Source organism: Winogradskyella luteola, assembly GCF_019203985.1.
Taxonomy (GTDB): domain Bacteria; phylum Bacteroidota; class Bacteroidia; order Flavobacteriales; family Flavobacteriaceae; genus Winogradskyella; species Winogradskyella luteola.
Map to the genome: position 1 here is coordinate 1 of NZ_JAGSPD010000019.1, position 17,275 is coordinate 17,275.

At 33.6% G+C, this 17,275-nt stretch carries 10 protein-coding genes; 5 read left to right on the plus strand and 5 right to left on the minus strand.

What is annotated here, in order from left to right; genetic code table 11:
- Positions 1-532: 532 nt before the first annotated feature.
- The 5 genes from KCG49_RS15515 to KCG49_RS15535 form a co-directional block, all read right to left on the minus strand.
- The gene (locus KCG49_RS15515; protein WP_218547815.1) at positions 533-2,503 is read right to left on the minus strand and encodes a putative porin; all 1,971 of its coding nucleotides are present in this window, start codon (positions 2,501-2,503) and stop codon (positions 533-535) included.
- A gap of 126 nt (positions 2,504-2,629) precedes the next feature.
- Positions 2,630-4,609, minus strand: coding sequence for a S8 family serine peptidase (locus KCG49_RS15520; protein ID WP_218547816.1), 1,980 nt, complete (start codon positions 4,607-4,609; stop codon positions 2,630-2,632).
- Between the two features lie 112 nt (positions 4,610-4,721).
- A complete protein-coding gene (locus tag KCG49_RS15525; protein WP_218547817.1) occupies positions 4,722-5,465 on the minus strand; it encodes a hypothetical protein in 744 nt (247 codons plus the stop codon).
- A gap of 69 nt (positions 5,466-5,534) precedes the next feature.
- Positions 5,535-6,995 carry a RagB/SusD family nutrient uptake outer membrane protein gene (locus tag KCG49_RS15530; RefSeq protein WP_218547818.1) on the minus strand — a complete coding sequence of 487 codons (1,461 nt, stop codon included), beginning with the start codon at positions 6,993-6,995 and terminating at the stop codon, positions 5,535-5,537.
- 11 nt (positions 6,996-7,006) lie between these two features.
- A complete protein-coding gene (locus KCG49_RS15535; protein WP_218547819.1) occupies positions 7,007-10,159 on the minus strand; it encodes a SusC/RagA family TonB-linked outer membrane protein in 3,153 nt (1,050 codons plus the stop codon).
- Between the two features lie 212 nt (positions 10,160-10,371).
- Here KCG49_RS15535 and rnhB point away from each other — a divergent pair, with 212 nt between their 5' ends.
- From rnhB to KCG49_RS15560, 5 genes are all read left to right on the plus strand, one after another.
- Positions 10,372-10,974, plus strand: coding sequence for a ribonuclease HII (gene rnhB, locus KCG49_RS15540; protein ID WP_218547820.1), 603 nt, complete (start codon positions 10,372-10,374; stop codon positions 10,972-10,974).
- A gap of 34 nt (positions 10,975-11,008) precedes the next feature.
- The gene (locus tag KCG49_RS15545; RefSeq protein WP_218547821.1) at positions 11,009-13,369 is read left to right on the plus strand and encodes a ribonuclease HII; all 2,361 of its coding nucleotides are present in this window, start codon (positions 11,009-11,011) and stop codon (positions 13,367-13,369) included.
- An 81-nt stretch (positions 13,370-13,450) separates the two neighbouring features.
- Positions 13,451-15,007 carry an OmpA family protein gene (locus KCG49_RS15550; protein WP_218547822.1) on the plus strand — a complete coding sequence of 519 codons (1,557 nt, stop codon included), beginning with the start codon at positions 13,451-13,453 and terminating at the stop codon, positions 15,005-15,007.
- Between the two features lie 233 nt (positions 15,008-15,240).
- Positions 15,241-16,290: a nucleoid-associated protein gene (locus tag KCG49_RS15555; RefSeq protein WP_218547823.1), complete on the plus strand. Its 1,050-nt coding sequence runs from the start codon at positions 15,241-15,243 to the stop codon at positions 16,288-16,290.
- A gap of 39 nt (positions 16,291-16,329) precedes the next feature.
- Entirely contained in the window at positions 16,330-17,265 is a 936-nt protein-coding gene (locus KCG49_RS15560; RefSeq protein WP_218547824.1) for an ion channel, read from the plus strand.
- Positions 17,266-17,275: the final 10 nt, after the last annotated feature.

Consider the following 17,275-nt stretch of genomic DNA (forward strand, 5'->3'; position numbering starts at 1 on the left):
AATTCTTACGCTGTCAATTCAATATGTCTATGAACTTTCTTTTTCGCTCTCTTAACTCGTTTCCTCGTTAAGCGGGTGCAAATATAAAACCCTTTTTTCTTTCCCGCAACATCTTTTTGAAAAATATTTTTATTTTTTTTTCGGCAATGCCCCTATATCGAAACGAACTGCCGTTAAAGACATCTATACGACGCTAACGGGGCGCAAATATATGATACCTTTACGTTAACGCAATGGATTTTGTCAAATTATTTTTAGGAGTTTTTATTGCTAGATTCAATAGCTTAAATATTAAGAGGTTACAAACAAAAAAATATTCATAGAAGTCAATTTCCTAAATCTAATGATGGTAACATAGCGTTAGGGATAGTAGCGGCATCCTTTTTTGTGACAATAGAATTGCTATGAAGAGTACTTTTTTACAATCTGTACTCAACTTAAACAATATATAAAGAGCACAGTACAAAAAAGATATAGCGGATAGCCCGACGCTTTTGCTGCTTACTAGCAAAAGCGAAACGCCCTTATTTATTTACAGAAAGAAATCCCAAACTAGACCGAAACGGATGGTAAAGTCTCTATACGGATGATTAGGGGCCGAAAAATAGTCGTAACCTGTAAAGGATGAATTGAAATGCTCAGCTTTTAGGAATATTCGGGTTTGCCTAACTTTAGCATTAACGAAGAAGTCTAATCTTGGGAAACCTCCTAATTCAGTTTCGTTTTGAGTGTAAAATTCTGCTAACAAGGGGTCATAGCCATTCATGTTATATTTAGTGAAGTAATTGAAGGTTATGCCTGTTTGCAATGTCATCGCCTTTTTAAAAATCTGATTTGAATAGTAAAGTGTATTTCGAGTTATAATGACTGGTACATTTAAAACATCTTCGTCGCTAATTACATTTTGGTACATTATTGTATTGTCTAATGCAAAATGCCCTACACGAAATTCTTTTTGCACTTTTAACCTTAGGTATTGCAATGGGTCGCTATATTGCATGGGCTTTACTACGTTATCTCTATTTGTATCTGAGCTTACACCAAAATAGGTGTAGTTTTCTATATTAGATATATCTAATGATGCATTGAAAAATTTCTCTGATGAGATATTGAATTTAATTTGTTGTGTATTAACATTTTTAAAATCTTCAAAATTATACCAATTATAGTCTATATAGTCGCTTTGATATAGTAGAAAATTATAGTTAGGCAATCTGGAACTTATAAAAAGTCCTCCATCTAAATGTATGTCGTCATTGAGTTTAAAGCTTAGGTTAGTATCAATGTAACTCCCAACAAATTCATCAGATAGGTTTAGCCCAGCACTGCCTTTTAGCTTTATAGAGTTTATAGTTTTACTATAAGAAGCATTAGCCCCTAAGAAACTTGTTTTGATTCTGTTTAGGATTATTTCGTCTGGAAATAATAAAACGACGCTGTTATAACCGTAGTTGATATTTGTGTAATCTATTCCGAATTTTAAATTACCTAAGATGTTGTTATTATAGGACAGGCTTAGGCTTGATCTAAAATCTTCTAATGTAACTTTATCATTTATGTTATTGGTGAAGGTATCACCAAAATAATTAACCGAAGGTGAGTTTTGCCTATATTGGTAGTACTTATCTTCAAAAGAAATTTCATTTATAATTGCAAGACTGTTTTTGTTTAAAGAGTCCCTTTTCTTAATCAAATCGTATGAATGATTGAGAAAAAAACGTTTCCCTACAAGAATGTTTTCAGCATCCTGAAAATTCATATCAAAAACAGATCTGTCAATAAACTCCTCGTCTCCTGTTACGAAATTCTCAATATCTTCATCTAACAATCCACCATTCTCTTCATTGAGCAAGTCTTGCATTACAATATGTGCTCTGGCTTTGTATCTGTTGTTTTTTGTTTTATAATTTGATGTGAGTCTGAAATTTCCAGTACTTGTCAAAGCGTTTTGATAGTTCCCTAATGACCTTAACCCCTTATATGCAATTGAAAAATTAAATTGCTTAGATAGGTTTACTGTAAAAAATGCATCTAGCATTTGACCTTGCTCGAATGCTGTTTTGTATGTTAGCCTTGTCCATGGCGTTGGTACTTCGTAATACAATACATCATCGCTCTCAATATAATTGAAATGTCTTGCTCTAGAACCAAAGTTTGGGTTTGTTCTATTATCAGCAATGTTAAAACTAAGCGCATTATAGGTCTGCCCTATATTGGCGAATGGCATTAATCCGAAATTATCTCTTTGGAGGTAATTGAATTTATAGTCTTTTTTAATAGATAATGTGGTGTCAACAACTGTACTATCTCCTTCAATACTAAACTGAAGGTACATATCGATTGAAGCCACTTTTTTGATTTCTTTGGTGCGCTTAACAGATGTCGAATCTCTACCTAATGATTTACCACTATCTGATTTTTTTGCATTTTTGGGATTCACCTGAGAAGAAAGCTCTGATAAAAATAAACAGAAGGTAATAATGGCAAAAAATTTAATCTTCATTTGACTGATAATAAAGTACAACAAAGTAAACTATAAATTATTGTTTTTAAGTGAAGAATTACAAATTACTTAACATAAAAAAAGACCAACATATTCTGTTGGTCTTTTTATAATATTAATTTAATCTTATTTTATAACAAGCTTGTGAGATGTTGTTCTGTTTCCTTCAGAGATATTAACCATATATATACCTGGTTGTGCGTTATTGAGAGCAATTGTCTCTTTGAAAACTGAAGATGAATTGGCAAAGGTGTTGTCATAAACTAATCTACCTTGTACATCGTAAACATCAACTTTAACATTGTTATTATTACTGTTTAAATTAGATTGAAAACTAATTGTAAATTCCCCATTAGAAGGATTAGGATATACCGATAGGTTACGTGCTAAATCATTTTCATCAACACTTAACACAAGATTGCTACCAGTGATAATTAATGAAAAATCTTGGCTTTGTGGGTCGAAAGGACCGCCTACATTACCTTCAAGAGTTCCTTTATGGGAAACTGTTAAAGTATACATACCTGATGTAGGCACATCAATATCTATCCTCTCTACATTGTCTCTAATGTTATCTCCTTTAGAATTAGAAAAGCCAGAGCCCGTAAGATCTAGCCTCCAAGGGAGAAAAGTATCACCATCTTTAGCTAATCTTAAATCTAAATCATTAACCAATCTAGGTGTTTGGTCATTTAAACCTGAGCTATTTAAAACAGCATCACCTGGCATATCTGTCCAACAAATGGTGGCGCTCAGTTTATCGCCAGCTTGAGCAGTAAAAGTGAAAGTATATGTATTGCCTTGATCTAGGGTAAGCTCATCAACAATTGCTTCACCAGAATTAGCATCGGCTATCGCATCTGCTGAAGCCTTGGCATTCAAAAATCCCCATCCAAAAATTGGATCCGGTCCAACGTTAGCATTGTCATCTATTGCTGTGTGACATACCAAACCTTTTAGTGTAGCTGCCAACATATAATTGCCATGTAGTTGGTTATAGTATTGTTGTAAAAGCGCAAGTGATCCAGTAGTATTAGGCGCAGCCATAGATGTACCAGTTAGTATTCCGTATGCATTAAATGGAATTGAAGATTCAAGATTTGTTCCATCTGCAGCTAGGTCTGGTTTGATTCTTAAGTCATCTGTTGGTCCCTCACTACTACTATTATTAATCACTAGGTTAGAAATTATATAATTACCGCTAAAGACCGGTTGCTCTATAACTGTAGGATTTGCATTAGCTATAACCAAGTTATTTTTAGAAGTGCTTGAAAAACTTAACTTATCATAAGCTGCATAAAGAGGGTCTGAGTTTACAGCAAAACCGTCATTCCCAGCGGACCAGACTGATAAATAGTATGGATTGTTTCTACCCACTACATCAATTATACGGCTGCTAGAAACATAAGCACCTAAAACCCAAGAATTGTCTGGTACAAGATTTTCAAAAATGGCACCATAGCTATGATTGGACAATAAAATTGGATTAGTAGGATCTCCTGCTTCAGCAGCCATTTCTGCTTCATCACTTATTGAATTAAAAGATCTTATGTTTGAGTTTATCGCCATTCCTCTAGAATTAGAATTATCTCCTTTAGCAGCAATAGTACCTATAACATGTGTTGCATGGTTTGATTCGCTGTTACTACCATCTTGATTCGTAAAATCTAACATCGTTACTCTTGATGTAGTTCCGCCCGAATTCATAAATTCCACATGATTGCTCTGAGGTATATTTACTTCCCAAACACCAACTGTTATACCTGAACCATCCAAGTCTAGATTTGAAGAGCCACCAGGCATTAATTGATTTGTCTTTGTTGCCCTTGCAGCACCAACATTATCTTGTGATCTGTATATGGGTTTACCTTCAATGATCTTCCATAAATAAGATTGAATCTCACCATTAGCATATATAAACTCTGGTACATTATCATTATTTCTTAAAAAAGATTCTACAGAAGCCTTACGCTTCGATTCTCTTTCATTTAAGTATTCTAATAATTCTTTATTATTTTCAGAAAGCCTGTCAGTATCATTATTTTGAGCGTAAGAAAAAACCCCAACTAATAATAACACAGTCAATGTGAGTAAATTATTTTTCATTTTCTAACTAATTAAATTTTATTTGCAATATACTGATAATTTATAGGATTTTACAATACTAAATAAAAAAAGCCACCATAAATGGTGGCTTTTAACACTTATTATAATAAAATTAGTTAATATTAAATGTGTCGGTATCTTGAGTTAATACTGGATAACCTCCGCCAGCATCAGGTGTAGTACCTGAAGACAAAGTCGTACCATTAGCATCAGTAACCACATAACCTGTACCTCCGTCGCCATAAGTATCATAAACAATGATACCATAGCCACCAGATGGTAAACAAAAATCAACTGTAAGTGAAGAATTGTCTAAATCTGTATATGCACCTCCAGCCCCACCTGTAGCAATAACTGCTGGTGGTGAAACAGATAGATCATATAATTCCCAAACTGCTTCTTCTGCAAAACCATCAAAGTTTAATGTTAGATTTACTATTGTATCTTCACATAATTCTGAAATGTTTAAAACTGTAGAACCAGAGAACACACCACTATCTGTATCAAATTCTAATGCAAGTGTTGCTACGTCAAACGTGATACCTATGTCTGAAATTGTTAAATCAAATTCACCAACGTTTGAATCTGCTGGAATTGTTACACTTGTAGGCAAAGAGTAGATACTGCTATCTACGGTAGTTCCATCCTCATCTACAACAATTGGAAACTGACGTGCACTTCCTGACACCGTACTTGTATAGACTTTTACTGTTTGTTGATAATCTACAGCATCAGCCGGTACTTTAACCTCTATTTGTTCATTTTCAAAAGAGACTCTATTAGCTCTTTCAATATCTTCCTCATCACAACCCACTAAAACCAGAGCGATAAGAAAACTAAATAATATTTTTTTCATGTTAATTATTTTTTTAATTAAAAATTTATAAAAACTTGATAATGTAATTATATCAATAGTACCCTACACCTACTCTATATTAATATCTGTAGTGTAATTTGGGTTTGCGTCAATTTCGTTCTGTGGTATCTTAAGGAAAAATAATGGGCTATCTACAGGAACCGTTAATGGAATTCTGTGTACTGCGTCACGAACAATTGCTCTATTATAACGCTTTGCATCAAACCATTCTACACCTGTTTCTCCATAAAGTTCTTTACGTCTTTCGAGTAAAATTTCTTCGAAAAGAGCTGCACCTGTATTACCAGAAATAACCGCATTTGGATCCCTTTCAGACTGTAGCGTAAATAATAAGTTTTGAGCCGCAGGAATATTGCCTAATTGGTATTGTGCCTCTGCATCTAAAAGTACCATTTCAGACTTTCTCATTAATACAATATCAGAATCGAACGCAAATGCAAATTTACTTGATACATATTCTCTCCAAGGCACACTAGCAGACACACCGTAGAAATCTACAAAAGTGTTTCTAACATCTGTACTACTAAATAAATCTACAAAATTTGGATTTACATAAGTTGCTTGATAAGATAACACAAAGTGATCCATCATTGCAGCAGCTTGACCAAAGAAGAAATTTGTTTCAGATGAACCATTTTGAAATAAAGCCCACATCCATTCTTGATCTTGCATATCTCTAAAACCAGCACCCCAGTTTGAAGAAACAACTGCTGAAGCAGCATCACCACCATATGCAGCACGAGCAGCATCTGAAAGACCTTGCCAATCATCTTTGGTTACAGATAATACTCTAGCCAAAACACCATTAGCAACAGCCTTATTAACATAACTTTTACCGATTCTAGTTTCTGGTAAATCAACAATAGCTTCGTTCAAGTCTAATAAGATTAAATCCATAACTTCACTTAGTGGAGAAGGTGCCTTACCCGTTACAGTTTCTAAATTAACACGTTGATCATAAAAAGGTATTCTCTCTAAAGAGCTATTGTTATTATAATTAGGAGCAAAATCCAGTACTAATTGAAAATGGTGAAATGCTCTAAAAAATTTACCTGTTGCAATAAACTCACGCTTTTCATCATCTGATAAAGCACCACTTTCAGAAACTCCCTGAATTAATATGTTTGCGTAATTAACATTCTGATAGTTGAAATCCCAATTAAAATTTGTACGTCTAAAGTTTGGTTCTCTATTTTCGTGTCCGTAATCAAAAGTGTACCAATTTTGCGCTTGTATTAGATCGTTACCCTTAATTACCCTTGCAAAATATAGTGAGTACAACCCACCAGTATCAACATTCGCATATTGTCCTTTATAATTACCTAAAATACCTGAGACAAATGATTCTGTAATTTGTCTACTATTGAACACAACATCTTCGGTAAGACCATTTGTGTTTTGTGGCTCATCCAAAAAGTCGTTTGAACAACTACTCAATGAAAGCATTACAACAAATAAAGCTAAATAACCGTAGCCTAAATGTTTTCTAAAGTTTAAATTATTTTTCATAGTTTTTGTTTTTAAAATTCAATAATTGCACCTGTTGTAATAGTACGCTGCAAAGGAGATCTAGCATTGGTTGTACCAGCGAAATTTTGCTCAGGATCTATACCCATATGCGATTGCCAAGTGAATAGGTTATCCGCTTGTAAAAACAATCTTATTCTAGATATACCAATATCTTCTAAAGCTTTTTCAGAGAAATTATAACCTAATGTTAAAGCCTTGAGACGCACATAGTCATTCTTAAATAAGAATCTTGTTGATCTATCATTAGCATTATTCTGTCCAGTAGTCAATACTGCAAAATCAGTGATATCACCAGGTTGTTGCCATGCCTTAAAGTTATCAGGATGTGCTCCCGAACCTAGAGATGCAAAACCATTAATTAAGCCAGAGTAGTCTGAATCATATAAATATGCCCCAAAGCTAAAGTTGAATAAGACGCTTAAATCAAATTGCTTGTAACGCAAGTTGGTATTAAATCCACCTTGAATATCTGGTAAAGACGTCTTCTCTGTTTCGTACAATGTAGCTTGGTCATAATTACTAGTAACATCCCTTCCAATAACATCTCCGTTTGTATCTGTTACATCTATATACCATAATGCGGCACCATTGCTAGGATCAACACCTGCCCATTCTCTCATATAAAATTCGAAAAGAGAATTTCCTTCTTTCCATAATTTAGTACCGTTGATAAATTGTTCTTGTGGTAATTCAGTAATTTCATTTTCATCTAAAGAGAAGTTAGCGCCAACACTCCAAGAAAAATCGTCTGTATTAAATATTTGAGAATTTAATGAAAACTCCCAACCATAGTTACGTACAGCACCATTATTAGTAAAAACATCCACAACACCTGTAGAATTGGCTGCTGGTACATTATACAATAAATCTATACTCTCTTTGTTATAATAATCAACTGACCCACTAAATGCTCCTCTAAATATATTAAAATCTATACCTATGTTAGTAGAAGCTGTTTTTTCCCATACTAAATTTGGATCAGGCAAAGAAGTTGGAGGAAGTAACGATGGATTACCCTCTACTGGTGATAAAACAATATTATTAGGATTAGCTCCTTGGAATACAAATTGGTAAGGGAAGTTACCAATACCTGCATTATTACCTAATTCACCATAAGATGCTCTAATCTTAAAGTTATCTAACCAATCAACATTTTCCATAAAAGTTTCATTAGTTAATACCCATGACGCACCTACAGAATAAAATGTACCCCATCTAAAATCTGAACCAAACTGAGATGAACCATCACGTCTTATAGATCCTTCCACAAAATACTTGTTGTCATAATTGTATGCAAGTCTTCCTAAATATCCATTGATACGTTGAGAAATTCTAATACCTCCAAAAGTTTCTGGATTTGTTCCGTTACCCAATTCTTCTTGACCTGGTAAAAATCCTGTAGCAGAAGTTCTTAATCCGTCTGTGGTCAATTCATAAGCCTCCATTATGGCATCAACTGAAATGTTGTGATTACCAAAACTATTAGTATAATTTAAGGCTTGTGTTGCATTTACTGTTGTAGTAACGTTTCTAGTTTTAGAAACTCTACCTCCAACTGTTGATGCCGCACCGATAATGTCATCATTGAATGAATGAGAATCAAACATAAAGTTCTCATAATTAAAACGCGAATTAAAAGTAAAGTTTTTCAAGAACTTAGCTTCCGCAAAAGCAGTACCGACGAAATTAGTTCTAATACGAGTTTCATCACCTAACAAGAGAGAAGCCAATATATTTTCGCCACCATTAATATTTCTTGTTGCATTAAATGCCTGACCTAAACGTCCACCGTTACCATTACCAGCATCAAAAAATCGATTACCAGAACTATTTAATACAATATTACCATCTGCATCACGTGCATATACTGGGAATATACTAGAAACAGAATATATCCATTGAATAGCTTGAGTTGTACTACCTGAGGTCTGGTCTGGATTCCCAGATCGTGATCTAGAGAAACTAGTATTTATACCTACCTGTAACCAATCGTTTACTTGAGATTGTACGTTAAGCCTAGTAGCAATACGCTCAAAATCAGATTCTATAACAGGTCCATCTTCACTTAAATAATCAACTGAGAAAAAATATGAAGAACTTTCACCACCACCAGTAATACTAAGGTTGTGGTTTACTCTTGGCACATCACTTCTAATCAATAAATCTTCCCAATCTGTTTCCCAAAGTAATTGAGCCCCATCTACCAAATTACCATTGCTATCTATTGGATTAGGAACATTGTATGGATTATATCCAAAATTGCCTATTAGTGAAGTAGAAGCATTAGTAGCTGCATCAGCTGCCGACTGCCCAAGTGCAATATTATTGTTACGAATCGCTTGCCACGAAAGTCTTAAATTATCTTCAGTACCAACTAAATCATGTAAACCAACAGCCGGATTAGAAACCCCATATTGTGTTCTAAGAGTAACCTTAGCTTTGGTATTTAAACGTCCTTTTTTAGTTGTAATTACAATTACACCATTAGCACCACGAGAACCATACAAAGATGTTGAAGAAGCATCTTTTAAAACCGTTAAAGATTCAATTTGATCCTGACTTATGGTATTTAAATTTCCATTAAAAGGAGCACCATCTAAAATGATTAATGGTCCTTGTGCAGCATTAATACTTGAAAAACCTCTAATCCTAATCGTAGGATTATTACCTGGCTGACCACCTGACGTTAACAAGTTAACACCAGCTACAGTACCTTGCAAAGCTCTAAGAGGAGAAGTTACTTGCTGATTTTCAATATTTTCAGAGGTTAGTGTGGATACCGCACCTACTATAGCCTCTTTTTTCTGTGTACCATAAGCAACAACAACCACTTCTTCTAGTGCATTGTCTGACTTTAAGGCCACATCATAAGTATTACTAGCTCCTACTGTAACCTCAGTAGTTTTCATACCTACATAGGAAATCTGTAAAACATCTCCTGTATTGACACTGATAGAATACTTTCCATCAAAATCTGTTTGTTGACCTCTAGCGGTCCCTTTTACAATTACACTAGCACCAGGAAGCGGCAATCCGTCCTCTGCGGTTGTAATTGTACCTGTGACAGTTTTTTCTTGTGCAAAAGAAAATTGCATCACGAACGCCATAAAAAGCGTTAATAACCATGTTAACTTTAATTTCATAAAACAATTATTTGAGTTAGTCTAGTTGCAAACATCTTAATTAAATATTAAATAAGCAAGTGTTTTTGCCAAAAAAATGTTAATACAATTGCGATTTTGCTAACATTACTGATAAATCATTTTTCAATGTTTAAACACATAACTCACTTATTAGATGTAAAAATTGTAAAAGGGTTGCGTTAAAATTTTAACTTTGTTCAAATTTTAACATTTTGGCTCTTAAAAATCAGTTTTCCTCTTTTGATTTTGAATGTGGTACAGACGAAGCTGGTCGCGGTTGTCTGGCAGGACCTGTTACAGCCGCAGCTGTTGTTCTACCCCCTACTTTTAAAAACACCATATTAAATGACTCTAAGCAGCTCTCAGAAAAAAAGAGAATGCTTTTAAAACCTATTATAGAAACTGAAGCTATTGCTTTTTCTGTTCAGCATATCTTTGAAAACGAAATTGACGATATCAATATTCTTAATGCCTCCATTAAAGCTATGCACGCTTCAATTGCACAATTAAGGGTAATTCCGAATTATATTGTGGTTGATGGTAATAAATTTAAACCTTATGAGTCCATACCTTATACAACGATCATTAAGGGAGATTGTAAGTTTATAAATATTGCCGCTGCTTCAATCTTAGCAAAAACTTATAGAGATATCTACATGGAAAAAATCCATGAAGAATTTCCGATGTACAATTGGAAACAAAATAAAGGCTACCCAACAAAAGAGCATAGAGCAGCAATTAAGAAATATGGAATTACTAAATACCACAGAAAATCGTTTAGATTATTGCCCGAGCAATACCGTTTGGATTTATAACTTTTTATATTTGCAGTAATCTATTATCATTTAAATGAAGCGATTTGGTTTTTTACTGATTTTATTAGTCTCCATCCTAGCCTGTCAAAAGGACTACAATAAGATTAAATCACCCTATAAGTTTATTCCAAACGAAACCACTTCTGTTTTAAAGCTCAACGCAGTAAATGAATTTATTAATAGTACAAAAAATCACGATATTCTTTTTGGTATATATAATAAGGAGATAAAAACCGCTTCGCGTATTATAAAGCATCTCAATACAACAAAGCCGATTTATGTTTCTTTTTTGGGTGAAGACCAGTCCGATTATCTTATTCTTGCAGAAAAAGATTCTACTCTATTTGTGGTAGATTCGATTCCAAATCATCTATCTGAAACTTTAGTTGAGTTTAATGTAGATAGAATACAAATTGACTCCACCACATTTTACCATAAAGCATTAGGTAAAGTATTTGCAGCATCAAACTCTATTGATATTATAAAAAATCTAAATACCGAAAACACTAATACTGAGCTGGTAAAACTTCTTGAAACTACAGATGATAATGCGATGGCTTCTGTAGCCTTCAAAACAGTTTCACCCAATTATTCAAAATTATTGTTTTCTAATGTGGGGGCAAACACTAGTAATTATACTGTGCTTGACTTAAATTTTTCAAACAGAAATCTTCAATATAACGGTATTATCACCACAAGTGATTCAGCATTAAACAAGATAGATTGCTTTAAGCATACCATTCCGCAATCCATAAACAGTTTGACGATTGCGCCTTACAATACAAAATCATTATTGAGTATAACTTATAACGATTTTTCGGTTTTCAATAAAAATCTCCATCAATTAAATAATACTGAAGTTGACAGCATTCAGACATTTTTAAATTTCACCAATGAAATTGCCCAAATAGACAATGCTATCATTTTGCATTCACTAGACACGGATTTAGTTTTAGAAACCTTAGAGGGGAAATCTAATATTGAAACTTACAGGGATATTGATATATATGAGCTCAATGGGCTAGATTTTTTTAAATCGCGATTAAAACCTTTCATTGAATTTGAAAATGCCAAATACCTTTCTATATATGAAGATTTTATTATTTTTTCAAACTCAACGGATACTTTAAAGTCCATAATATCCAATGCACTTAACAGTAATACAATACAAAATTCGGATGCTTTTAATAGTATTAGCGAAAATTTAAGTGATGAAGCTTCTTTATTTATTTTTAAAAATTCTGAAAGTTTATCAAACATTCTAGAAAAAAACACCAAGGGTTATAACGCCAATGTTGTACAGTATATATATGAAGACGATTATGCGCATATCAATGGTATTATTCAAAAATTCAAAAAAAGAGCAGCATCCAACACCATTACCGAAGCTTTCACCACGTCACTTGATACAGATATAATTATTGCACCACAAACTGTTAAAAATCACATTACAAATACACACGATATTGTTGTCCAAGATATAAATAACGTATTGTACCTTATCTCAAATTCTGGAAATATTCTCTGGAAAAAACAATTGCAGGGCAAAATCCTTGGTAAAGTAGAACAAATAGACATTTACAAAAATGGCAGATTACAACTTGCATTTGCAACACCAAGCCGATTATATGTTTTAGATAGAAACGGAAATGACGTGTCCCCTTTCCCTCGTAAATTCAATGATAAAATTACGCAACCCCTTTCGGTTTTTGACTATGACAAACGTAAAAACTATCGACTATTAGTTACCCAGGGCAAAAATTTATTAATGTATGATGCCAAAGGAAAATCCGTTAGTGGTTTCAATTATAAAAACAATGGCGCCGAAATTTCCACACAACCAAAACATTTTAGAATAGGCAGTAAAGATTATATAGCTTTTGCAGCTGGCGAAAACTTTAAAATTCTTAATCGTCAAGGTAATGTTAGAATAAATATGAAAGATAAAATTCGTTTTTCTGAAAACGAACTTTTCTTATACAAAAATAAGTTTACGACAACCAATACACTCGGTCAATTAGTGCAAGTGGATAGCAAAGGAAGGTTAAATACAAAAAATCTTAATTTAACAGATAAGCATCATTTGGAGACTACGAGCAAAACTTTGGTTACTATGACTGAAAACAAATTGAACATTAAATCTAGAACTATTGACTTAGATTATGGAGATTACACTGCTCCGAAAATCTTTTATCTCAACGATAAAATTTATGTTACCACAACCAACTTACAAACTAAAAAGGTTTATCTATTTGACAGTCAAGCAAAGTCCATTCCCAACTTTCCAGTTTTCGGAACTTCAACAGCAGAATTACAAAAACTCGATAAAGACAAAGGCCTAGAGCTTATTACCCAAGCAGACAATAAAACCATTGTTGTTTACAAACTGCATTAATTTTGCAACCAATTACACATTTCATTTTTTTGTATCAATAGTTATTCTTAATTTTAGAGAGCTATTAATCAACGTTTTAAAATGAAATATTCTTCAATTTCAAGGCAAATTATAATTGTTTTTTGTCTTATTCTATTCGCAGCCCCAACCCTCCATTCCCAAACCAAAAAAATAAAACGCCCTAAAAGCCGAGTTGGCGTTACAAGTGTTGATAATTTTGTGCGAGAATCTTTCGATCTTTACGATAAGGTCTATAAATACGATGGCTACGCTGCCGCAGGAACCCCACTTGAAGACGAAGATATCGATGTGCTCGAAGAAGCCCTTGAGGAAATGTATTCACTAAGTGATAGTGCACCTGATATTTTAAACGATTTAGATGGTGTTGGGTTCTTGAAGCAAAGCAAGGCCACACTTCAAATGAACAAGGCAAAAAAAGCCTTAAAATACAGTATAAAAACTGCTAAGGAATTGTTGCTTGGACAACGCAAACATGAGGAAAATGATAGCAAGAAAAACCCAGAGTCTAGTGAAGACTCAAGTGATAAATCAGATGACGGTCACGGTAAAGATAATGGAGATAGCAACGAGATTTCAGAAGAGGAGTCTTCAAATGTATCGGACAATCTAGAAATTAAGAGTAAGTTTGATTTTATTCCCGGAGATAAACTTATCTATTTTGATGATTTCTCTCAAGATTTTATCGGTGATTTTCCATCAAAATGGAACACAAACGGTACAGGAGAGGTAGTAACTGTTAACAGTGTACAAGGCAAGTGGTTTGAATTAAAAGGTGGCTATGGAATTAAATTTATACCCTTATTACCTCAGGCCTTACCAGAGGAATACACTATCGAGTTCGATCTATTGGCTGTTGTAGATAAAAAAACCTCCTCTACAGCTCGATTAAATATAACGCTAGACGATAACGCTGCTTTTAAAGACGGCATCAATAGCGCTATTGCAGAACTGCCTTTAGGTCAGTATGGTGCTTTTGATATCCGAATTTATAATAGAATAAATAGTGAAACCGTAATCAACTCTAGCTTAAATGCAGATTTGAGAGAAGCCGTATTAAATAAACCCCATATCTCTATAGCTGTAAATAAAAGACGTTTTAGATTATGGGTCAACCAAAAAAAATATGTTGATATTCCACAGTTTATAGCTCCAAATAAAGCCTTAAGTACTATTAAATTTAATCTTCTAGGAATGACCGATGGAAAAGACCGCCTGTTTATTTCTAACCTAAAAGTTGCTGAGGGAGGAATAGATTTAAGACGTAAGTTAATGGCTGAAGGCAGAATATCTACAAATGGCATTTTGTTCGATTCGGGTTCAGATAAAATTCAACCACAATCTTATGGTATAATTCGCCAAATATCACAGGTTTTAATGCAAGACAAATCCATTAGATTGAATATTATTGGCCATACAGATTCCGATGGCTCAGATGATACTAATCTAAAGTTATCCAAGGATAGAGCTACTGCGGTTAAAAATGCTTTGGTCAATGTTTATAAAATCTCTGGTGATCGCTTAACTACAGATGGAAAAGGAGAAAGTCAGCCTGTCGGTGATAATAATACTTCGGACGGAAAAGCACAAAACAGACGTGTAGAATTTGTAAAAATATAAAGGTAACCAAATCTAAAGTCCCTAAGTCTGAAAACGCCAGATTTTATTTGGCGTTTTCTTTAGTTTTTAACCTATAATTTTTGTTCAAAAAACTTTGTTTCGAGCGCAGTCTAAATATTTTATAATTTTAGATTAAAAGGTTTTTGACTGCGCTCAAACTGACATCGTTTTTTCTTTTGACTACTTTAAATTTTTAGTACTATTGTTTTCTACAAAAAACATTTCTATCACAAATGATTAAACGACAAAAAGCTTCAATGAAAAGTTGTGTAATCCATAAAGTTGGCAACAAATTTAACGATACAAAAAATGCATTTTCTGATGCTAAAGTAGACTTTGACGAGGCTACTTACAACCTTATGCTACCTTATCTTTTAAAACCATTTGTAAACGTAGCAGAAAGTTATCGTTTTCATCATCATAGTGATGTTGGCCTCAATGAAATCAACACATACAGCGAACAAATTTTTAAAGATGAAGACGACTTTGTAACAGTTTCTAAGCATATTGTAACCCACTTGTTTGAGCAAAGTAATTCCTCTCAAATAAAAACAGGAGATGTACTCGTTTGCCATTTTGAAAATGTGCAATATGAAGATTATTTTACGGATGCTATTGGTATCTATAAAATTGAAAATAAAACGGAGTTCTTTCAAACCTATTTAGAATCTGGAAACTATGATATTCTAGTGCAAAAAGGTATTCAGGCTAAGAAAGTGGATAAAGGCTGTTTAATCTTAAACACTTCAGATATGGAAGGCAAAATTGTGTTTAGTGTAGATAACAATACTTACGATACACAATACTGGATCAAAAGCTTCCTCAACATTAAATATCCTGATGACAGCAACCAACACACCAAGAATTGTATTGAGCTTTGCAGGGAATTTTCCAAAGAAGTTTTACAACCTAATTTTGGTGGACAAGCACAGAGTAATTTTTTAGCAAATACAGTTGATTTCTTTAAAGAAAATGAAGTTGTAAATATTGAAACTTTTAAAGAAGAAGTTTTTGATGAAGAAGACCAAATACAACTCTTTGAAGACTATAAAAAAAGTTATGAGTCAGAAAACAAAGTCCTCATTAGAAACCAATTTGATGTCTCAGAACGTGTTTTAAAGAAGCAAAAACAAAAGATCAAAACTGAAATAAAATTAGACACCAACATACAAATAAAGCTTGATGTTGATGCGCCAGATGCTTCTGCCGAGTACTTGGAACGCGGTTATGATGAGGCTAAGAAAATGCATTTTTATAAGGTGTTTTTTAATGCAGAGGCTTAACCAATAAACTTCATCTTTTTTACTTAATTTAGAACCTAAATGGCAAAGCAAAAAAAAGAAAAATTTAATGATTTTGGATTAGGGGAAAAATCATCTTCCGAAGGTTTTCGTGCCCTAAATAAAGATGGAAGTTTCAATATTGAAAAAGTTAATATTCCTTTTTTTGAACGTTTAAATTTCTTTCATGCTCTTGTGACTATGAAATGGTCACATTTCTTTGTTTTTATTCTCATTGGTTATTTTGCCGTAAACCTTTTATTTGCTTCAATCTACAGCATCATCGGTGTAGACAATTTAACTGGCACCAAAGGTATGACTACTTTTGAGCAATTTATGGAAGCCTTCTTTTTTAGTGCACAAACTATTACAACTTTAGGCTATGGCCGTGTTGCCCCATTGGGTTTACCTGCTAATATTGTAGCTGCGACAGAATCTCTTCTAGGTCTGTTATTTTTTGCTTTGGCTACAGGTTTGCTTTACGGTAGATTCTCTAAACCTGTATCTAAAATTAAATATAGTAGTAAGGCTGTGATAGCACCTTATCAAGATATTAACGGATTTATGTTTAGACTCATTAATCCGCAAAAAAATGAACTATTGGATGTAGAGATTAATGTTAGCGTCTCTATGAAACGAAAGCACTCAGAGCTACGAGATTTCCATATACTAGATTTGGAACGTAATACGGTTCGCTTTTTCCCTTCCATGTGGACTATTGTTCACCCAATAGATAAAAGCAGTCCTCTTTACGGATTAGATAAGGCAGCGTTTCACAGAAAGGACTTTGAGTTTATTGCTATGTTAAGGGCTTTTGACGAATCCTCAGGGCAAATGGTGTATTCTCGCTCTTCATACAAACCTGAAGAGATAGAATGGGAACAAAAATTCGTTTATGCTGCAAAAAGAACCAATGGAAAGACTCTTGTAGATGTTAGCAAAATTGATAAAAGTGAAGCAGCAAAACTCAACAGTTAAGGTTGTTTTA